Raw genomic sequence first — 20,114 nt, 5'->3', positions numbered from 1 at the left:
CCATGCATATCATCGATTCGGGAAATGTCGCCGCGGCAACAGGAGTCAAACTGGGACGGGTCCAGGTCATCGCCGCCTATCCGATCACCCCGCAGACCCCGCTGACGGAGAAATTGTCGGAATTCGTCGAGTCGGACCAGCTCGACGCCCAGTACATCCCGGTGGAGAGCGAACACAGCGCCATGGCCGTCTGCATCGCCGCCGCCACTGCCGGGGCAAGGGCCTTCACCGCCACCAGCGCCAACGGCCTGCTCTATATGGTCGAGCAGCTGCACTGGGCGGTCGGGGCCCGGCTGCCGATCGTCATGTGCGTCGCCAACCGCGGTATCGGCGCGCCGTGGACGGTCTGGAACGACCAGCAGGACAGCATGTCGCAGCGGGATGTCGGCTGGATCCAGCTCTACGCCAACGACCACCAGCAGATCATCGACTCGGTGATCAAGGCCTTCCGCCTCGCCCAGACGGTCGGTATCCCGGTGATGGTGTGCTACGACGGCTATCTGCTGTCCCATACCTACATGCCCTTCGACCGGCCGGAACAGAGCGAGGTCGACGCCTTCCTGCCGCCGTTTGCCCCGACCCACTTCCTCGATCCGGAAAATCCCGGCAACTTCAACACCGTCACCCTGCCCGATATCCGTCCCGGGGTGGACGGCACCATGCAGCCGGGCTATTTCGAGATCCGCCACAATCTGCACCAGGATCTCCGTGCCGCCCTCGACAGCTATGAGGAGATCGACCGCGAATTCGCACTGCGGTTCGGCCGGGGCGGCAGTCCCTTCGTCGAGACCTACCGCTGCGACGACGCCCGCTTTGTCGCCGTCGCCGTCGGCTCGCTGTCCTACCAGCTGCGCGATGTCATCGATATCATGCGGGAGGACGGCATCGCCATCGGCGTCATGGGTGTGCAGATGTACCGGCCCTTCCCGGACCAGGCCATTGCCTCCGTCCTGGCCGGCAAGCAGTGTGTGATCGTCCTGGAGAAGGCCGTCAGTTACGGCAACCAGGGGCCGCTGTACAGCGACATCAAATCGGCCCTCTACCGGATGGACGACCGGCCGATCCTCCACAACTACATCCTCGGGCTCGGCGGCAGGGAGATCAAGACGCAGCAGCTGCTGGAGATCCTGGCCGAATCATGCAAACGGCCCGGAGAAATTGAAGATACGCCGCGCTGGATCGGCTTAAAATTACAGGAAGAGAGCCATGGCTGAGAAGACAACCATTTTGAACCTGACTGAGGAAGAGTTCGTCCACTCCGGCAACCGGGCCTGTACCGGCTGCGGCCTGTCCATCGTCTACCGTATCGGCCTGAAGGCCCTGGGCAAGAACACCGTCCTGGTGGTCCCGCCCAGCTGCCTCACCGTCCTGCAGGGCCTGTACCCGGTGGCCTCGACCAAACTCCCGTGCGTCAATGTCACCTTCGCCTCGACCGCGGCCGCGGCCAGCGGCGTCCGCGGCGCGATGAAGGCGCTGGGGAAAAACGATGTCAACGTCGTCGCCTGGGCCGGCGACGGCGGCACCGGCGATATCGGGATCCAGGCCCTGTCGGGGGCCTGCGAGCGGGGCGAGGACATCATCTACATCTGTTACGACAACGAGGCCTACATGAACACCGGCGTTCAGCGTTCCGGCACCACCCCCCAGGGCGTGCTGACGACGACGACGCCGATCAAGGGCAAGCTGCAGACCAAGAAGGACGTGCCGGCGATCATCGCCGCCCACGGCATTCCCTATGTGGCAACGGCCTCGGCGGCCTATCCCCTGGATCTCTACGACAAGGTGAAAAAGGCCACCACCATCGTCGGACCGAAATATATCCATGTCCACACCCCCTGCCCGCCGGGATGGAATTTCGATACCAGATATACGATCAAGGTGGGGAAACTCGCCGTCGAGACCGGCCTCTTCGACCTCTATGAAATCGAGACCGGCGTCTTCAAACTCTCCGCCCCCTCGCAGCGGGTCGCCAGTGGAAAACGCAGGCCGGTCAGCGACTACTTTGCCACCCAGGGCAGATTCAAGGCACTTGGTACCGATCTGGTCAACCGGATCCAGCAGCAGGTCGACGCCAAATGGGCGGCCTGAGCCTCGCGCCCCGTTTGCCGTCCGCCTGATCGCATTCCTTCGGTCCCGGTTCCCCATGGGTTTTCAGTCGATAAGGACAGAAAACTCATGGGGCGGAGGGGGAGCGGTGTTTCCACCTGACGGGATGGACTTTGTATCCGGCTATTTCGGCGGCTGTTTTACCGACATATCCAACAGCCTGACCGCTTCATCGAAGGTTTTCCAGCCATGGCGTTCACCGGCAGGGATGAAATAGCTCTGATTGGCATGGAGCATCCGGCGGTCCCGGCCGACAAACATCTCTATTCTCCCGTCGAGGACCACCCCGCACTGGTCGAAGGGGTGGGTATGGCCGGCATCCTCCATGTTGGCAGCGATCTCCATGCACACCATGATGAGGTCGTTACCGAATTCCGCCTTACTGACTATGCCCGGCCGGAACTCCTCCAGCGGCAAGGAGTTCAAATCCCAGAATGCCATGTCTTCCTCCACTTGTGTCACTGAGATGCCGTCATCAGATGTGATGCGGCAATTGTTTTGCGGCCGCCGTCAGTCCATCGGCACGTAGGCATACCCCTGTGCCTGGTACCCGATCATCGAGATATAACCGTTGTCGACGACCTGCACCTGCGGCAGAAAGTCGGCGACGTCGATTCCCTGCATTCCGGCAGCGATGCGACATTGTTCGACGGCGAATCCCATGGCCCTGAACTTTTCCACCTTCGCCGCGATCTCCTTTTTGACCGGCAGCTCGGCCTCGAGGATGTAGCCCGCGTCCCTGGTAAAGAAGTTGCTCGCCATGCCCCTGATGCCGATCACCACCCGCGGCGAAAAGCCGGCGGCGACCAACTGGGCGTGGGTCGTTTCAATCAGCTGCAGCCGGGTGCGCAGTTTGGCCGGATCACCGATGTTGACGTCGAAGAAGACATTGGTCGTCATAACCCCGGACAAGGCGCTGCCGTGGTTCAAGGCGACGGCGCCGCCTTCGCCCCGGAGGAAGACGACTGCCGCAAATACGGTCAACGCCATCAAGAGCATTCTGTTCATCGTTCCATCTCCAATGCAGGAAGCGGAAAACGGGCGTCTCAGCACCCCATGTCCGGCAGTCTGAGGATCTTCAGGCCGATATTGCCGTCCTGCTGCGGGCGGTACCAGACCTTGATCACCTGTCTGGCCTGCAGGTCTTCGATTTTGCGGACGCCTTCGAATTCGGTGTCGGGGTTGACGCGGATGGTGACGCGGGGACCTTTCATCTGCTCGATGGTCAACGTTTTGTCGGCCGCGGAGACGGAGCGCACCATGCCTTTGAGATAGAGGTATTCGCCGGTCGAGACCTCTTCCTCATAGAGGGCGGCGGAAAGCGGGGCGGTCTGGAACAGGATCAGGCCGAGAGCGGCGAGCAGGACGGCGAGTCGAGTGATGCGGGTTAATGGGTTCATGGGTGAATCCCCCCTGTACAAAAGGTTTGGTTGCCATCGCCCTGGGCCGATACCGGTTGATGGGCGTCTATTGTGGAAGTGATAAGCATCTCCGGACCATTCCGCAATGCGCGAGATTCCCCGGGGCAAGAGCGGCAATCGTTGACCGGTCCGGGATTCGACTCACTGGATGAGCCCGTCGGTAGGCAAGGCGGGGAAAGTGCGGGCGAATGGAGATGGTTCTCTGATTTGATGGCAGCTGTCAGCGGTGGGTCGGTCGGTCCTTCTTTTTCGTTGCGGTATTTCCGGTCGCCTTGGCCACAGTCTTGGAGGTCCTGGTCGGAAAGCCGATCAGACGCAGATAGCGCTCGGGATAGAGCTGGGTAGAGGTGTAGAGACAGGCCACGGCCAGGACATAGAGCCCGAGCAGCAGTCTGGACGGCGGGCTCCAACTGTCCCAGAGGACCAGCAGGCCCATCAGCAGCGTACGGTGGATGAACAGATTGGCCCGTTCCTTGCCGGATTGCTTGAGGGTCACAGCCGGGCGCCAGCGTATTTCGCCGATCGTCTGGGCGATGTACGAGCCGACGACCACCAGCAGCGAGAACCAGACGCCGTAACCGGAGAATATCCGGGACAGGATCTCCTCGGGGGGCTGGTGCAATGTCCCGAAAAGATAGCAGGCGGTGAACACCGAGGGGACGGAGAGGATGGCCAGCGCCAGAACGACCACGGCGGCCTTGGCCAGCCGGAATTTGGCCCCCGTTGCCTTGAACGGCGTTTCACGGATGGAGACTGCGGCGGCGACCACCCCCAAGCCCCACAGGGCGAGCAGGCCGTCGAGCCAGTAGAAGAAGATCGGCCGCCAGGCCTGCCAGCCGAGGAACCACACGCCGATTACCGGGACCGCATTGGCGGCGCCGATCTCGGCCTCGGCCATGTGCCGGCGCCAGGCTGCCGGTTCCACGTGTTCCGGTGGTCTGCCTTGATTGATCGGCTTCAATTCACCCTCTCCTTGGAGGCATCCAGGAACCGCCGGTCGTGCCGGGGGGAGGCGGTCCCAACCCTTCGTCCGCCCTCTCGATCAGCCTGCGTCAGCCGTAAACCGGAGTCTCGAGCCAACCGCCATGGATGCCGATTTTTCTTACAGAGTAGGGCAACGGCAACGAATTGACAAGGAAAACACGAGCGGTTTGTCGCGGCATATTGAGGGCATAACGCTGCCTTGCAACACCGGTGGCAAACGCTGCCGTCGCTGCCGCGCAGCGGTCTGCGGCGCCCCGCGCGGAAATAGATTGCGTTCCCGACTGCGGCAACGGTAATACACATGAGAGAGTGGGCGCAGGCGCCGTCGATCCGCTGAGAGGACATGGATGAGGAGAAGCAGATGAAGATGATCGACCGTATCGCCACAACCGGAGGCGGGGCATGACCGGGCCGCCGCCGATGGCCGCCGATCTGGTCGACGGCATCTACCGCAACGCCGCCTCGCTGCAGCAGCAGGGACGCTATGCCGAGGCCGAGGCGCAGTACTCCCGTCTCCTCGACTATTTTCCCGGTTCCGCCGCCCTCCACTACAACATCGGCCTGCTGCTCTATGCCCAGGAAAAATTCGAGGCGTCGCTCGAGCACTACCTCCGGGCCATGGACGACGCCGGGGACGATCCCGATCTGCTCTACAACCTCGGGCTGTGCCTGCAGAAATGCGGCCGGACCGGCAACGCCGCCCTCGTCTACGAGGAGTTGACACGGCTGGTGCCGGACGATGTCGACGGCCTGTACAGCCTCGCCGGCTGCCACCGGGAACTGCACGAATACGACCGGGCGGCCGAGGTCCTCGGCCGGTTGCTGGTGCTGGAGCCGGACCACCAGGCGGCGACCGGCAGCCTCGCCTACCTCCTGCACCTGCAGGGGAAGCTCGACGAGGCCTGCGCCTGCTACCTGCGCCTGCTGGAACTTCATCCCGGCCACCAGACGGCCCGCCACATGGTCGCCGCGCTGCGGGGGGAGCGGCTCGGGACCGCCGCCGACGAGTACGTCCGCACCGTCTTCAACGGCTATGCCGACGGTTTCGACGACAGCCTGGTGCAGGGGCTGGGCTATCGGGTGCCGGAAGGACTGCGCCGTGGCGTCGGTCTCCTGGCCGGTGCCGACAGGACCTTTGCCCATCTCCTCGACCTGGGCTGCGGCACCGGGCTGGTGGGCGCCGCCTTCGCCGATATCTGCAGGTGTCTCACCGGCGTCGACCTCGCCGAGGCCATGATCATCCGGACCAGGTCCAAGCAGCTGTACCAGCATCTGCTGGTCGATGGCATCATCCCCTTCCTGGGGGCGACCGATGGCCGCTATGACCTGGTGACCCTGGCCGATGTCCTGATCTATCTCGGCGACCCGGAACCGATGCTGGCGGCGGTTCACCGCAAAACTACCGACGATGCCCTGCTCTGTTTCTCGATCGAGACCGCCGAGACGCCGACATACCGCCTGCAGTCGACCGGCAGGTTCGCCCATTGCCCCGATTTTATCGGCCGTCTGGCCGCTGGGACCGGGTGGACCGTGCGTCACCGCGAAGTTGTCCAGCTGCGGCGGGAAGGGGACGACTGGATCGGGGGGATGCTCTTTTTCCTGGACAAAGACAGCGGCGGCCACTGACCGTGGGGTCGTGACCATGACCATCCACCGACGGTGAGGCGGTTTGGCGGCGCCGTGTTGTTGATGTATACTGCAATGAAAACATATCGGTGCCGCATCGACGATGGATACGGCATTCAATCGGTAAGCGTCTCCGATGGGAATGGCACATGAACGGAGTATCGGCAACCAGGAACGGGGTTGAGACCCGTATCGATTTCGAGGCGATGACCGCGCTGTTCGAGCAGGCCGCCGCCGACGACCGCCGTTTCCTCTTCGAGCATGAGGTTTATACCCTGCTGCGTCATCTCGGTTCCGAGACACCGCCGCGATGCCGCCTGCTGACAGCCGGGGCCCGGCCCTCCGACGAGGAACTGGTGTCACTGCCCGGCGATCGGGTGGTGCTGAAGATCGTCTCCCCCTACATCATCCACAAGCTCGATGTCGGCGGCGTCCGGATCGTGCCCAGGGAGCCGGTCCGGATCCGGGCGGCCTGGCGCCGGATGATGTACGAGGTGGCCGACAGCTACGCCGAGGGCATCGAACGCCATCCCCGCAAGGCGCCGCAGCGCTATCGCGGCCTCTCCGGCGATGCCCTGGTCTCGGCGATCACCCACGATATCCGCGGGGTGCTGATGGTGGAGTACCTCCCCCCCGAGGTCGAGACCTTCGGCAGCGAGTTGCTCGTCGGTCTTCGCAACAGCCGGGAATTCGGGATGATCCTCACCGCCGGCGTCGGCGGCACCGATGCCGAGATGCTGGCCGAGAATTTCCGCAGGAACCGCGGCATCATCTCCGCCTCGACCGAATTGAACGACGGCGAGGCCTTTTTCGACCTGTTCCGCCGCACCGTGTCCTATCAGGTCCTGACGGGAAAATCGCGCGGCCAGAAACGGATGGTCGCCGACGAACAGCTGGTGGATTGTTTTTCCGCTTTGATCGAGGTGGCCAATCGGTATTCGCCGACCAACCCCGAGACCCCGTTCTGGATCGAGGAGCTGGAGATCAACCCCTTCGCCTTCCGCGATTTCATGATGGTGCCGCTGGACGGGATGTGCCGGTTTTCCCGGCCGGACAAGAAGGCCAGGGCCGCCCGGCCGGCCGCCGGGATCCACTCCCTGCTGCATCCGGAGCGGATCGGCATCATCGGGGTCTCGACCAGCCGCGACAATTTCGGCCGGATCATCCTCAAGAATGTCCTGGCCCACGGCTATCCGAAGGAACGGATAACGGTCGTCCATCCGACCGCCGAGGCGATTGACGGGGTCCGCTGCGTCCCCGGTCTCGGCGATATCACCGACCGTCTCGACCTGCTGGTGGCGGCGGTCGGCGCCGAGGCACTGCCGCCCCTGGTGGATGAGATCCTCGCCGGCGGCCGAATCGAAGCGGTGCTGCTGATCGCCGGCGGCCTGGGCGAAACCCGGCAGAGCCGCGCCCTGGCCGAGGGGATCATGGCCAGGATCGACGAAGGGCACCGCCAGGGAACCGGCCCGGTGTTCCTCGGCGGCAACTCGCTTGGCGTCATCTCCCATCCCGGCGGTTACGATACCTGGTTCATCACCGAGGAGCGGCTGGCCAAGCAGCGCCAGGCTGGCCGGCCCACCTCGGCCTTCATCAGCCAGTCCGGCGGCTTCATGGCCACCTGCCTGAGCCGCATCCCCGAACTCGATCCGGCCTATCTGGTCTCGGTCGGCAATCAGAACGACCTGACCCACGGCGACTTCATGCACTACTTCCAGGGTCATCCCGATCTCGAGGTGATCGCCGTCTACTGCGAAGGATTCAATGATCTCGATGGGATCCACTTCACCCGGGCCGTCCGTCAGGCGGTCCTCGCCGGCAAGGACGTGATCTTCTACAAGGCCGGCCGTACCACCGAGGGCAAGACCGCCACCTCCAGCCACACCGCCTCGGTCGCCGGTGATTACTCGGTCTGCGAATCCTGCCTGACTCAGGCCGGGGCGATGGTGGCCTCATCCTTCGGCGAGTTCACCGACCTCTACCTGCTGGCCCGTCATCTCCACGGCCGGGTCATCGACGGCAACCGGGTGGCGGCGCTGTCGTCCGCCGGCTTTGAGGCGGTGGGGATGGCCGACAACATCCACGCCGAGGATTTCGACCTGAAGATGAGCGCCTTGAGCCGCGAGACCCGCCGCAGGATTGGCCGGGCCCTGGCCGACTGCGGCCTGGACCATCTGGTGGAAATCAAGAATCCGCTCGATTTGAACGTCGGGGCCACCGATTCCCTCTACAGCGCGGTGATTGAAGCCCTGGCGGCCGATGAGGGGGTCGACCTGATACTGGCCGGCATCATTCCGCTGGCGCCGGTGATTTCGGCGCTGGAGAGGGACCTGCTGAGCGGCAGGAGCCTGGCCGATCTGCTGCTGCCGATCGTCGCTGCCAGTCCCAAGCCGATCGTCGCCGTGGTGGCGGGTGGGACCATGTATGCCCCCTTCATCCGGCGGCTGGAGGAGGCGGGGATGATGGTGTTCGGCGAGGCTGACCGGGCGGTGCGGACCATCGGTCTCTATATCCAGTCCCGGCTTGCCGCCCGCAACCTCCGTCGCCGCCATGGGCGGGAACTGGTCGGAGACGAGGGCCCGGAGCCCGACAATGCAACCCCAGGGAGGAGAAAATGCGCGTAATCATGGATCTGTGTGTCGTGCCGATGGGGGTCGGGGTTTCGGTCTCGGCCTATGTCGCCGCCTGCCAGGAGGTGCTGGCCGAGGCCGGCCTCAAGTTCAGCCTCCACGCCTACGGCACCAATATCGAGGGGGAGTGGGACGAGGTGATGGCGGCGGTCAGGCGCTGCCACGAGCGGGTGCATGCGATGGGGGTACCGCGGATCACCACCACCATCAAGCTCGGCACCCGCACCGATCGCGACCAGGGGATGGACGACAAGGTCGAGAGCGTCAGGCGGAAACTGCAGCGACATGACGGTTAGGCTGAAGACCGGCGGCGGTCGCCGCGGAGCCTGGCGGCCGTGAAAAGGTTGACAACCCCGGGCGCCATCCCCATATACGATCACCACAGATGGTGTCGCCGGGGGAACGGCGGCAACGGTACTGCCGATCGGCGGTGACGATTGTTCGCCGCCTTGTGTTCTTCCGATCCGATTGAAATTGATATTCGACGAAACCATGAGTGCTATCACCCAGCTCCCCGGGAAAACGGCTGAAAACATGAGAAAGATTCGAGCCGGTAAACCGCTGGTCCATAATATCACCAATTTCGTGGTGATGAACTATACCGCCAATGTCCTGCTGGCGATCGGCGCCTCGCCGGTCATGGCCCATGCCGCAGGCGAGGTCGAGGAGATGGTCGGGCTGGCCGGGTCCCTGGTCCTCAACATCGGCACCCTCACCGACCGCTGGGTCGAGGCGATGGTGCTGGCGGGACGGAGGGCGACCGTCCTCGGCCGGCCGATCATCCTCGATCCGGTCGGCGCCGGGGCCACCGCCCTGCGGACGGCCGCGGCCAGGAGGATACTGGCCGAGACCAGGGTCAGCGTCGTGCGCGGCAACGCCTCCGAGGTCCTGTCCCTCGGCGATGCCGCGACGGCCGGCCGGGGTGTCGATGCGGTCCACGCCGTCGATGAGGCCGTCGAGGTCGCCGGCCGGCTCGCCACCTCGCTGCAGACCACCCTGGCGGTCACCGGCGAGGTCGACCTGGTGACCGATGGCGAAAGAGCGGTCCGGATCGCCAACGGCCATCCGCTGATGACGGCCGTGACCGGCACCGGCTGTTCGGCCACGGCGATCATCGGCGCCTTTCTCGCCGTCGACCCCGATCCGCTGTCGGCAGCGGCCACCGGCCTGGCCTGCTTCGGCATCGCCGGGGAGATGGCGGGAGAGAAGGCGGCCGGCCCCGGTTCGTTCATGATCAGCCTGCTCGACGCCCTGTTCAATCTCCGCCCGGAGGAGGCCGCCGAGCGCTGCCGGTTCAGTATCGCATGAAGATCGATCCGAGGCCCGATCTCTCCCTTTATCTGGTGACCGACAGGGGTTCGTCGCGGGGGCGGGCTGCTGCCGATATCGTCAGGGAGGCGGTGGCCGGCGGCGTCACCTGCGTCCAGTTGCGGGACAAGCACAGCCCGACCCGCGAGCTCATCGCGGAGGCACGGCGGCTCATGGCCCTGCTGCGGCCGGCCGGTATCCCGCTGATCATCAACGACCGGCTGGACGTGGCGCTGGCGGTTCAGGCCGACGGCGTCCACCTCGGCCAGCAGGACATGGATATCGCCGATGCCCGGCTGCTGGCCGGGCCGGCGATGATCATCGGCATCTCGGTCGAATCGCTGGCCGATGCGGTCCGGGCCGAGCACCAGGGGGCCGACTATCTCGGCATCAGCCCGGTGTTCGCCACCCCGACCAAGACCGATACGGCGGCCCCGCTGGGCCTGGAGGGGGTAGCACGGATCAGGCGGGCGGTGGCCCTGCCGCTGGTCGGCATCGGCGGGATCAAGGCGGACAACGCCGCGGCAGTCATCGCCGCCGGGGCGGACGGGGTGGCGGTGGTGTCGGCGATCGTGGCCGCCGACTGTCCCCGGACGGCGGCCGCCGAGCTGAAAGGGCGGATTGCGCAGGCCCGGGAGGGGAGGATGATATGAACACCGAAACCAGGATCTATCACCGGGTGTTGACCATCGCCGGCTCGGACAGCGGCGGCGGGGCCGGCATCCAGGCCGATCTGAAGACCATCGCCGCCAACGGCTGCTACGGCATGAGCGTTATCACCGCCCTCACCGCCCAGAATACCTGCGGCGTCACCGCCATCCATCCGGTGCCGGTCGACTTCGTCCGGGCCCAGATGGATGCCGTGCTCTCGGATATCGGCTGCGATGCGGTCAAGATCGGGATGCTCTTTTCACCCGAACTGATCGAGGAGGTGGCCGAGGGGCTGCGGCGGCACGGCATCGGCCGGATCGTTCTCGATCCGGTGATGGTCGCCCAGAGCGGCGACCGGCTGGTGCAGGACGAGGCGGTCGGTGCCTTGAAAAAGCACCTCCTGCCCCTGGCCGAACTGGTCACCCCCAACCTGCCCGAGCTCTCGGTCCTGCTGGGCCGGGACATCGTCGCGGCCGCGGCGATCGGCGAGGCGGCGGTTGAACTGGCGGCGCTGGGGTGCCGCAACGTCCTGGTCAAGGCCGGGCACCTCGAATCCGCCGCCTGCGACGACCTCCTCTGTCTCGATGGCGGGAATCAACTGGTGGTCCTGCCGGGCAAGCGGATCGCCACCCGCAATAACCACGGCACCGGGTGCACGCTGTCGTCGGCGATCGCCGCCTATCTCGCCCGCGGCGAGGATATCGCATCGGCGGTGCGGCAGGCGAAGGAATACATCACCGGCGCCATCGCCGCCGGCGCCTCCTATCGGCTTGGCCACGGTCACGGCCCGGTGCACCATTTTTACCGCAACTGGTAGGATCGTCGTGCTGCGGTCGCAGGACATCGCCTGACTTCCCAGCCGCATCTAGCGGAGCAGATACTGCCCTTCGATCCGGCTGACGGCCCCGCCGCCGACAAAGACCTGCGGACTTCCCGTCCCTTCCCCCCGCGCCATGAGCTTGACGATATTCGGACGATCGCGCTCGCCGTTCTGCTCGATCGTCAGGGTCTCGCCCTGCCACAGACCCTGCTGCAGCAGGTAGTGGCCAAGGGCGGCATTGCCGGAGCCGGTCGCCGGGTCCTCGAGGTAGCCGAAGCGGGGGGCGAAGACGCGGCTGCGCCAGGCGGCATCCGGCCGGGCGGTTTCACCGGTGAAGATGGTGACGATGTCGATCGCGTGGTCCTCGCAGAACCGCTTGAGCCGAGCCAGATCGGGGAGGGCGGTGAGGGTCGATTGCAGGTCGGTGAAGGGGACGACCAGGGTCTCGAGCCCGGCGTTGATCCTTGCGGTCGGCAGGCGAGCGGAGATGTCCGCCGGGTCGATGGCGAGCGCCGCGGCGATCGCGGCCGCGGCGAAGTCCTGCCTGCCGGCCACCGGAGCGGGGGCGCTGATGAAGACGGCGTCCTCGCTCGCGACCCTGTTTTCCGCGGCCAGACTGGTGGTCGTGGTGTCGAAATGGATTGTCGGCTGATGTCGGAAATCAGGGTCGTTGGCGAACAGGTCGTAGAGGATGGCAATCGTCGCGTGACCGCAGAAGAGGACCTCCCGTTCCGCTGAAAAATAGCGCAGGGCGACCCGATCCGGACCCACCCGGCAGACGAACCCGACCTCGGAAACGAAGCCACGCAGTTCGCGCGCGATCCGCTGCATTTCGTCGGGGGTAATGTCGGCAAGGGAATCGATGGTAATCATTCCGGCCGGGTTGCCGCTCGATTGACCGGCGGCGAAGGCATCGAGTTTCTTGAAGCGGAACTGTTTCATCTGGTCCTCATCATGTCTGGGTTGATCGGATATTTCCGGTCAAGACTACCTGATATCGACGCGGTCGAACAGATACAGTTGTGCCGAAATCGCGGCAGCACAGGTATGGTTGTCACCAATCGGCGTCGTGATCGATTTTCTCGAGCCGGCGACCCGATGGTGATTGAAAAGCAAAGGCGAAAGGGGTAGCATAGGACGCTCTTTTTCAGACATCGATAGATCTTGTTGTTTCCGTTGCACATGTCTCTTCACCCGGGTGAAAATCATGGTGCGCGACGTCCACGATCGCCGGAATGCCGGTCGCCGAAAAAATGATCTCCGTGCCGCGGCGGTCCGCCGGACGCTGATCGATATCTCCAGTGCCGTCAGCGCGACCATCAGTCTCGACGAGCTGTTCCGGGTGATCCATCGCAACCTGGCACGGGTCATCGATGCCGCCAATTTTGCCATCGGCATCCTGGACCGCCGGACCGGCACACTGTCCTTCCCTTTTTTCCACGATGAGCGGGGTCACCACTATGACCCCGGCTGCCGCATTGCCGACGGTGACTCCCTCGCCGACGAAGTGGTGCGGACACGCCGGCCGCTGCTGCTGCGCACCGCCGACATTGTGCAACGAGCGGTGGCGGAGTGCCGCGTCCCGAAGTTGCCGCTGATCTGGCTGGGGGTGCCGTTGATGGCCGGCAACGAGGTCCTCGGGGTGATGGCGGTCAAGAGCTATACCGATCCGGACCGGTTCGACCGGGAGGACCTCGAGATTCTGACCTCGATCGCGCAGCAGCTGGCCACTGCCATCGAACGCAAGATCGCCGTGGACGCCCTTCGCCTGAGCGAGGAAAGATTCAGGGGCTTCGTCGAGGGGACCGACGACCTGGTGGTGCAGCTGGACAAGGACGGGGCCATCACCTACTGCAATCACACGGCCGAGCGGATACTCGGGGAAGCCGCCAGTGCCTGCCTCGGTCGGACGGTCATCGATTTCGTCCATCGGGAGGATGCCGATGCCTTTCTTGATAGCATTCTCCAGATCCTGTCCCGGCGGCGGACCAGCATCGCCATCGAGAACCGCCTGATCAACCGGCGGACCGGCCAGGCGATGCCCCTGCACTGGACGATCAACGGCCAGTACGATACCTGTGGCCAGTCCGTGGTCGTCAACGGCATCGCCCATGACCTGAGCAACCGGAGGCGGGTGGAAGAGGAGAGGCTGAAGGTTCTCAAACTCGAATCGATCGGCGTCCTCTCAGGAGGTATCGCTCATGATTTCAATAATCTGCTTTCCGTAGTCATTGGCAATCTCGATCTCCTTCAGGTAAAGGGGAACCTGCAGGAAAAGGAGCGGGAGTTTGTCAATGCCGCCAGACAGGCCAGTCTGCGGGCCAAGGAACTGACGCTGCAGCTGATCTCCTTTTCGCTGGGGGATGTGCCGCGACTGATTCCGGGCAACCTCGGCGACGTCATCAGCTTCCGTGTCGAACGGGCCCGGGCCGCAGTCGCGATCGAACTGGAGCTCGATATCGCCCCCGATCTGTGGCCTCTCCGGTTCGATGCCTTCCAGGTGGATCATGTCATCGGCAAGTTGTTGGACAATGCCGTCGAGGCCGTCGCCGCTGGAGGGAGCGTCAGGGTTCGGCTCTTCAACCATGATCCGGCTGCGGATGCCGGGCACGAGGCGGAGGAAGAACCGCCGCTGCGCGGGAGACTGGTCGTGGTGGAGATAGCGGATACCGGGGTCGGCATCCCGGATGCCCATCGCCTGCGGGTATTCGATCCGTATTTTTCGACGAAATCACGGGGAAAGCAAAAGGGGATCGGACTGGGCCTGTCGATTGCCTACGCCATCGTCCGCCGGCACCAGGGAGAGATCAGGATCTGGTCCAGACCAGGGACCGGCACGATTGTCCGGGTGTATCTCCCGGCCGAAGTCGATCCAGCCCGATGCAACTGATCGGGCCCGGTCGCACTACCCGCCTGCAGCGGCCGCTGGGAACGGGGGCAGACATCGGCACCACGCTTATTCCGATTTTCCCGGTCGGGCCAGGGCCAGTTCAATCCGGGGCTGGATCTGCTCGAGAAGATCGGCCCGCAGCAGGTAGGGGCAGGGGGCGTCGTAAGGGAAATCCCGGCACTGACGGGGGCGGGCGGTATGCACCGAGCACCGCTTGATCATCCTGGCATTGCTGAGGAAGAGGCAGGAGCCGTCGTCTCTGGTCTTGAAGGTATTTTTGCCTTCGAGGTACCGCTTGCGCACCTCGCCGTCGCTGATCCCGAAATGCCGGGCCAGTCGGTTGATATCCTCCGCCGTGATGAACAGCGTCGAGCCCTTCAGCCGGTAGCAGCAATAACCTGGGCAGTAGTTGCAGTAAACGCAGCCGGCCGATGGTTGGAGGGGTGAAGATGCGGTTGTCATTGCCTGGGCACTGAATCGGAGGTTGGGCCGACCGAAAAAGGCGTTGTCGTGGCCAGTGGTCGGTATCGCTTTTTCCCGTCCTCTTCGGTTGGGGGCGATGTGCGGCTGCTTCAGCGCACTATGCGGCGTCGGCCTCGGTCTGTAAAGGGAAATGCCGAGATTTCGCTTGCCCGGCTGCGGTGCATCCGCTAGGCTAAGCAATTGCCCTTTCGGGACGGCTCAATGATCGAGGGGATTGCGGTGAAATCCATGCAGCAGGGGAGGTGACGGAATGAAGAATCAACAGTGGGGTGTGGTGATTGCGGCGCTCATCGTCTGTGCCGCGATCGTGTTTGCCGCCAACCGGTTGCAGCAGACCGGCATCCGCATCGAAGACCGGGGCCGGCCGGAAGCGGGCAACAAGACCGAGGCGGCCGCGGTGCCACAGCGGACCATCACGGTGACGGGAGAGGGAAGGATTGTCGTCGAGCCCGACCATGTCCGGATCACCGCCGGGGTCTCGGAACTGGCGGAAACCACCGGCAAGGCGCAGCAGCAGGCGAATCAGAAACTGGCCAGAGTGCTCGATATCCTGAAGAAAAATGAGATCTCGGAGCGCAACATCCAGACCTCCCACCTGTCGTTTCGCCCGGAATACGACTGGAGCGACGGGGAGCGGCGGCTGATCGGCCAGCGGGTCGAGCAGAGTCTCAATATCTCGATCCCCGAGATCGATGTGCGGCCGGATCGGGTGGCGAAGATCCTCGACGCCTTTGGCGCCATTCATCAACTCGAGATGCATTCGGTGAGTTTCGAGGTCAAGAACCGCAAGGAACTGGTCAGCCGGGCACGCATCCTGGCCTTTGAGGAGGCGCGGCAGAAGGCTGAGGCGCTGGCCAAATTGTCCGAGCTGACGGTGGACAAGCCGCTGCAGATCAACGAAAGCGAGGGCAACGTCCAGCCTGTCCCCTATTTCCGGACAACGCCGCAGATGCAGGCCGCCGCGGAGGGGGCACCTTCGATACTGCCGGCCGGCGAGATGGATGTGACGATCGCGGTCAACGTCGTCTTTGCCGTCCGCTGAACTCCGGCAAACCGGAGGGGGAATGGTTGCGGACAAGGAACGGGCAGGGGCGCGGAGGCTGAGGGCAGGAATCGTGAAAGAGGAGAGGAAGACCGTCTGTCCGCTGGATTGTCCGGACAGCTGCGGCATGGTCGCAACCGTGGAGGACGGGAGGATCGTCTCGCTCCGCGGCGACCGTGACCATCCATTCACCCGGGGATTCATCTGCCGGAAAATGCGGCGGTATATCGAACGGGTCTACACCGAGGACCGCCTCCTCTACCCCCAGGTCCGGACCGGCGCCAAGGGCGACGGCCGATTCTCGCGGATCGGCTGGGACGAGGCCTGGGATATCCTGACGACCAGACTGGCCGCGGTGGTGAACCGCCATGGCGGCGAGGCGGTGCTGCCCTATTCCTATGCCGGCAACATGGGGGTGGTCAACCGCTTTGCCGGCCATGCTTTTTTTTATCGCCTCGGGGCCCTGCGGCTGGATGAGACCATCTGCTTCGCCGCCGCCGGCGCCGCCTGGGCCAGGCATTGCGGCACGGCACCGGGAAGCCCGCCGGAGGTGGCGGCCGATGCCGAGCTTATCGTCGCCTGGGGCATCAACATCAAGGTGACCAATGTCCATTTCTGGCCGCTGGTCGCCGAGGCGAGGCAAAAGGGCGGCCGCCTGCTGGTCATCGATCCGTACCGCAACGCCACCGGCAGGGCCGCCGACCGATTTGTTGCGGTCAAGCCGGGCGGGGATGCCGCCCTCGCCCTCGGCCTCATCAAATTCCTGGTCGAGGATGATCGCCTCGACCGGGCGATGCTCGAACGTCAAACGATCGGCTTTGAGCGGCTGGAGGGTTACCTGCGTGGCACCCCGTGGCAGGAGTTCACAACCGCCAGCGGAGTCGGGCGCACCGAGATGGCGGAACTGGCTCGGACGCTGCACCGGAATTCCGGGACATTCTTCCGCATCGGGGTCGGCCTGACCCGCAACAGCCGGGGCGGGATGGCGGTGCGGGCGATCCTGTCCCTGGCCGCGGTGCTCGGGCTGTTTCAGGGCGGTCCCGGCCGGGGCGTCCTCCTGTCGACGCTGGCCTTTCGCGGCAACCGCGACCGGCTGCAATTCCCGGAACTGGCCGAACACCGGACGCCCATCGTCAACATGATCCAGCTCGGCCAGGCGCTGACGGTACGGCAGCCAGCAATCAGAGCGCTTTTCGTCTATAACGCCAACCCGCTCTCCGCCTGTCCCGATGCCCGGACGGTACGGCGCGGCCTGTGCCGTGACGACCTGTTCACGGTCGTCCATGACCAGGTGATGACCCCGACGGCCCGCTATGCCGATCTGCTGCTGCCGGCCACGACCTTTCTCGAAAACCGGGATCTCTACACCGCCTACGGCCATTTCCACCTCGGCGTTGTCGACCCGGTCATCCCCCCGCAAGGGGAGGCGATCAGTAATTTCGATCTGTTCCAGACTCTGGCGAGAAAGATGGGGTTTGCCGAGGCCCCGTTCCGGCAGACGGTCGATGCCCGCATCACCGGATTTCTGCAGGATATGGAAGGTTTGCCGGCGGATATCCCAGCCGCTGGACCAACCGCCGGAACCTGGCTGCAATCGACCCGTGGCGGGAGGAACGGCGGTCTGTTCGCCGGTAACGACGGGCGATTCGTCTTCTCCGCCGATCACGGCCCGGAGGAGCCACCCTTCGCCTGCCTGACGAAGCCAGGCGAGTTCGGCGATCCCGATCTCCGGTCCCGTTTTCCCTTCAAACTGCTGATCCCGCCCCATCCCGATCTGTTGAACAGCACCTTTGGCGAACGCTATGCAGGGGAGCATGGCACAGTGCTGATCCATCCGGAGGACGCCGCGACCGCCGGTGCCGGCGAGGGTGACCTGGTCCGGATCGAGAATCATCGCGGCCGGATCGTCCGTCGGGCGCGGCTGTCGCGTGATACGCAACGGGGTCTGCTCGTCGCCGAGGGGCTGTTCTGGCCGGTGGAGCCAGACGACGGGGGTATCAATGACTTGAGCTCGCAGAAACTGTCGGACATGGGAGGCGGGGCGACTTTCCACGAATCCAGGGTGGCCATTGCCCGGTTATAGCCCCCGTTGTCCCGCGGGCCATGTGGGTAGAGATGGAAGAGATGGCCGCTTCACCTTTCGACCATTCTCAAGGCAGTCACTGTTTCAGGGCAAAATAGAGCAGCGGCAGGAATATGGCCGGCAGCATATTGCCGACCCTGATCCGGGTCATGCCGAGCATGTTCAGGCCGATGGCCACTATGAGCAGGCCGCCGGTGGAGGTCATCTCCTGGATAGTTGAGGGTACAAGAAAACTCTTCATGAATACGGCAGTCAGGGTGATCGCGCCCTGGTAGAGGAAAACGGCGACAGCTGAAAATATCACGCCAAGGCCCATCGTCGAGGCGAAGATGATCGAGGTGACCCCGTCGAGGACCGACTTGGCGAAGAGGGTTTGATGGTTGCCGGTCAGTCCGCTTTCCAGTGATCCGACGATGGCCATCGAGCCGACACAGAAGACGAGGCTGGCCGTTACGAAGCCTTTGGCGAAGGTGCTGTCGGTGTTGCCGCCGTTTTTTCCGGCGACCCTGGTTTCGAGATAGGTGCCAAGCTGTTCCAGCCGGTATTCAATACGGGCGATTTCACCGCAGATCGAACCAATCACGATCGAGATGATGATCACCAGCAGATTGTCGGCGACGAGGGAGCTCTTGACGCCGATCAGAACGACCGAGAGTCCCACCCCGTTCTGGACTGTTACCTTGTAGTGTTCGGGGATTCCCCGACTGAAGAGGAGCCCAGTGATGCTCCCGACGATAATAGCTACCGCGTTGACGATTGTTCCAAGCATTTCTTCTCTCAGCTGATATTTTGCCGGCCGCCGATGCTGGATTGACGGCTGTGGCGACAAGTGCAGCCCCATGCATTACCTTTCTCGATCCCATTTTGCAATCGATTTTCGGAGAGAACGGGGGAGGAACAGGAGAGATTGAAGGGTCGGGGATCTGTCCTTTCTACAGCCCCTGACGAGTCAAGGAATACAGCGTATCCCCGCCTTCTGTCGGCAGATCTGAGCGGAGTGGCTTCTGATATAAACGGCAGAGGTGTCGTTCCGGTGACCAGTGGGAGGTCGACAGCCTTCCGGTGCTGCGATCAGACCTGGGCGGAAATAAGCCGCATACGCCTCATCTCGACGGAAGGTCAACCGGTGAGCGATAACGGATCAATGACGGCAAAATCAGACTGAGTGCGTATTATATCGAACGAATTTCTTCTTTGATTATAAGCTGTTCGGGGGATGCCCGGTCATTTTCTCGGGACCGTCCACAGGCCAGATTCGCCGCGGCAGGCAATGCCATAGTAGATCTTTGACTGCCAACCGAGGTCGAGCCGCTGTTCGTATCGGCGGCAAGGGGTGCCGTCGGCGAGAAGGTAGGTCGCAACCGGTGTCATCGCAAAGGAAATTTTTTTATTCTCGTCAGTCCACCTGTTCATCTCCCCGCTGGGAGCAGTCCCCAGAGTCTGCTGGAAATGTTCCTTGATACCGATTATGGCATTGTTATCGATCCCCAGCGAGGAAAGAGAAGGCAGGATAGCAACAAGTTCTCGATGGATTTTGGGTCGCGATCCCTGAAAATCCTGGTCCAGTTGCACCCAGTGACCGATGGCGGGGGCGTAATGAAAGGTCTTCTCCTCCCACTGCACTGCTCTTCCGGCTCGGGTCATCTTGCTGTACCGTGAGCAGGAGATGATCCAGGTGTCGAATGTTCCGGCCGGTACCTGCACCCGCTCCGCTCCATTGACGGAGCATTTCCAGGTGGCTTCAGCGTGTTTTTCATACACGCCGGGGATGCCCCACTTGCTTTTTTCATCAAAATGGGTGCGATTGCCGACGGCGAGAGGCCATACGCTTGATTGTGTTGTTGAGTAGAGATATTTGGTCGGGGTGAAGAATCTGTACCCCTTCATGTTCTTGTTTTCCCATCGGGCGGGACGGTAGGTGAAATCAGGAGAACTCAGTAAACGTTCTCCGCGGCTGGTTTCCCAGATAACGAATGACGGGTTTGTTTCCACGACTTTTTCCCAGGAGCCATCCGAATAGACAAAGGTTGTCGCCACAGTATATTCCGGCAGGGTGGAGTGACCCACGAT

Annotated in this window: 19 protein-coding genes (1 of these 19 cut by a window edge); 11 read left to right on the top strand and 8 right to left on the bottom strand. The window is 63.5% G+C overall.

What is annotated here, in order from left to right; genetic code table 11:
* Nucleotides 1–2 precede the first annotated feature (2 nt).
* Together ACWGKN_RS08375 and ACWGKN_RS08370 are read left to right on the top strand one after the other, a co-directional pair.
* Entirely contained in the window at nucleotides 3–1,214 is a 1,212-nt protein-coding gene (locus ACWGKN_RS08375) for a pyruvate ferredoxin oxidoreductase (protein WP_035232712.1), read from the top strand.
* On the top strand, nucleotides 1,207–2,088 hold the full coding sequence (locus tag ACWGKN_RS08370) for a thiamine pyrophosphate-dependent enzyme (RefSeq protein ID WP_035232714.1): 882 nt from the start codon (nucleotides 1,207–1,209) through the stop codon (nucleotides 2,086–2,088). Before ACWGKN_RS08375 ends, ACWGKN_RS08370 begins: the two co-directional genes overlap by 8 nt.
* A 141-nt stretch (nucleotides 2,089–2,229) precedes the next feature.
* Here the strand turns inward: ACWGKN_RS08370 and ACWGKN_RS08365 are convergent, their stop codons facing one another.
* The 4 genes from ACWGKN_RS08365 to ACWGKN_RS08350 all read right to left on the bottom strand — a co-directional run bounded on the left by ACWGKN_RS08365 (nucleotide 2,230) and on the right by ACWGKN_RS08350 (nucleotide 4,488).
* On the bottom strand, nucleotides 2,230–2,547 hold the full coding sequence (locus ACWGKN_RS08365; protein WP_035232716.1) for a cupin domain-containing protein: 318 nt from the start codon (nucleotides 2,545–2,547) through the stop codon (nucleotides 2,230–2,232).
* A 69-nt stretch (nucleotides 2,548–2,616) separates the two neighbouring features.
* Nucleotides 2,617–3,114, bottom strand: coding sequence for a DsrE family protein (locus ACWGKN_RS08360; protein WP_424255565.1), 498 nt, complete (start codon nucleotides 3,112–3,114; stop codon nucleotides 2,617–2,619).
* A 38-nt stretch (nucleotides 3,115–3,152) separates the two neighbouring features.
* Nucleotides 3,153–3,506: a DUF5666 domain-containing protein gene (locus tag ACWGKN_RS08355; protein WP_035232719.1), complete on the bottom strand. Its 354-nt coding sequence runs from the start codon at nucleotides 3,504–3,506 to the stop codon at nucleotides 3,153–3,155.
* 241 nt (nucleotides 3,507–3,747) lie between these two features.
* Nucleotides 3,748–4,488 (bottom strand): hypothetical protein, encoded by a 741-nt coding sequence (locus tag ACWGKN_RS08350; RefSeq protein WP_452095033.1) that lies wholly within the window; start codon nucleotides 4,486–4,488, stop codon nucleotides 3,748–3,750.
* A 425-nt stretch (nucleotides 4,489–4,913) separates the two neighbouring features.
* Here ACWGKN_RS08350 and ACWGKN_RS08345 point away from each other — a divergent pair, with 425 nt between their 5' ends.
* The 6 genes from ACWGKN_RS08345 (at nucleotide 4,914) to thiD (ending at nucleotide 11,543) form a co-directional block, all read left to right on the top strand.
* On the top strand, nucleotides 4,914–6,137 hold the full coding sequence (locus tag ACWGKN_RS08345) for a tetratricopeptide repeat protein (protein WP_052160270.1): 1,224 nt from the start codon (nucleotides 4,914–4,916) through the stop codon (nucleotides 6,135–6,137).
* Between the two features lie 149 nt (nucleotides 6,138–6,286).
* Complete coding sequence (locus tag ACWGKN_RS08340) at nucleotides 6,287–8,761, top strand: acetate--CoA ligase family protein (RefSeq protein ID WP_452095032.1); 2,475 nt, start codon at nucleotides 6,287–6,289, stop codon at nucleotides 8,759–8,761.
* Entirely contained in the window at nucleotides 8,752–9,063 is a 312-nt protein-coding gene (locus ACWGKN_RS08335; protein WP_035232724.1) for an MTH1187 family thiamine-binding protein, read from the top strand. Before ACWGKN_RS08340 ends, ACWGKN_RS08335 begins: the two co-directional genes overlap by 10 nt.
* Before the next feature lie 238 nt (nucleotides 9,064–9,301).
* A complete protein-coding gene (gene thiM / locus ACWGKN_RS08330) occupies nucleotides 9,302–10,075 on the top strand; it encodes a hydroxyethylthiazole kinase (protein ID WP_452095031.1) in 774 nt (257 codons plus the stop codon).
* Nucleotides 10,072–10,728: a thiamine phosphate synthase gene (gene thiE / locus ACWGKN_RS08325; RefSeq protein WP_035232726.1), complete on the top strand. Its 657-nt coding sequence runs from the start codon at nucleotides 10,072–10,074 to the stop codon at nucleotides 10,726–10,728. Before thiM ends, thiE begins: the two co-directional genes overlap by 4 nt.
* On the top strand, nucleotides 10,725–11,543 hold the full coding sequence (gene thiD / locus ACWGKN_RS08320) for a bifunctional hydroxymethylpyrimidine kinase/phosphomethylpyrimidine kinase (RefSeq protein WP_035232729.1): 819 nt from the start codon (nucleotides 10,725–10,727) through the stop codon (nucleotides 11,541–11,543). Before thiE ends, thiD begins: the two co-directional genes overlap by 4 nt.
* A 48-nt stretch (nucleotides 11,544–11,591) precedes the next feature.
* Here thiD and ACWGKN_RS08315 read toward each other — a convergent pair whose 3' ends face one another.
* Complete coding sequence (locus ACWGKN_RS08315; RefSeq protein WP_035232730.1) at nucleotides 11,592–12,488, bottom strand: PhzF family phenazine biosynthesis protein; 897 nt, start codon at nucleotides 12,486–12,488, stop codon at nucleotides 11,592–11,594.
* A gap of 265 nt (nucleotides 12,489–12,753) precedes the next feature.
* Between ACWGKN_RS08315 and ACWGKN_RS08310 the strand changes: the two genes are divergently transcribed.
* Nucleotides 12,754–14,436, top strand: a complete 1,683-nt coding sequence (locus tag ACWGKN_RS08310) for an ATP-binding protein (protein ID WP_035232733.1) — start codon at nucleotides 12,754–12,756, stop codon at nucleotides 14,434–14,436.
* A gap of 66 nt (nucleotides 14,437–14,502) precedes the next feature.
* Here ACWGKN_RS08310 and ACWGKN_RS08305 read toward each other — a convergent pair whose 3' ends face one another.
* Nucleotides 14,503–14,898 carry a YkgJ family cysteine cluster protein gene (locus ACWGKN_RS08305; protein WP_035232734.1) on the bottom strand — a complete coding sequence of 132 codons (396 nt, stop codon included), beginning with the start codon at nucleotides 14,896–14,898 and terminating at the stop codon, nucleotides 14,503–14,505.
* Nucleotides 14,899–15,169: 271 nt separating this feature from the next.
* On the opposite strand from ACWGKN_RS08305, the gene ACWGKN_RS08300 reads away from it, so the two are divergent.
* Nucleotides 15,170–15,961: an SIMPL domain-containing protein gene (locus tag ACWGKN_RS08300; RefSeq protein ID WP_452095030.1), complete on the top strand. Its 792-nt coding sequence runs from the start codon at nucleotides 15,170–15,172 to the stop codon at nucleotides 15,959–15,961.
* A 22-nt stretch (nucleotides 15,962–15,983) separates the two neighbouring features.
* Nucleotides 15,984–18,044, top strand: a complete 2,061-nt coding sequence (locus ACWGKN_RS08295; RefSeq protein WP_452095029.1) for a molybdopterin-dependent oxidoreductase — start codon at nucleotides 15,984–15,986, stop codon at nucleotides 18,042–18,044.
* Nucleotides 18,045–18,120: 76 nt separating this feature from the next.
* On the opposite strand, the gene ACWGKN_RS08290 is transcribed toward ACWGKN_RS08295, so the two are convergent.
* A complete protein-coding gene (locus tag ACWGKN_RS08290; RefSeq protein WP_035232738.1) occupies nucleotides 18,121–18,813 on the bottom strand; it encodes a DUF554 domain-containing protein in 693 nt (230 codons plus the stop codon).
* A 455-nt stretch (nucleotides 18,814–19,268) separates the two neighbouring features.
* Nucleotides 19,269–20,114: the 3' portion of a hypothetical protein gene (locus tag ACWGKN_RS08285; protein ID WP_424254337.1), read on the bottom strand. Its footprint extends 45 nt past the window's final position; only the last 846 of its 891 coding nucleotides appear in the window; its start codon lies beyond the right edge, outside the window — the gene reads right to left on this strand; the stop codon is at nucleotides 19,269–19,271.

Source organism: Desulfoprunum sp. (assembly GCF_053613775.1).
The sequence above is the reverse complement of the archived record's forward strand: the minus strand, read 5'-3'. Positions and strand labels throughout refer to the sequence as shown.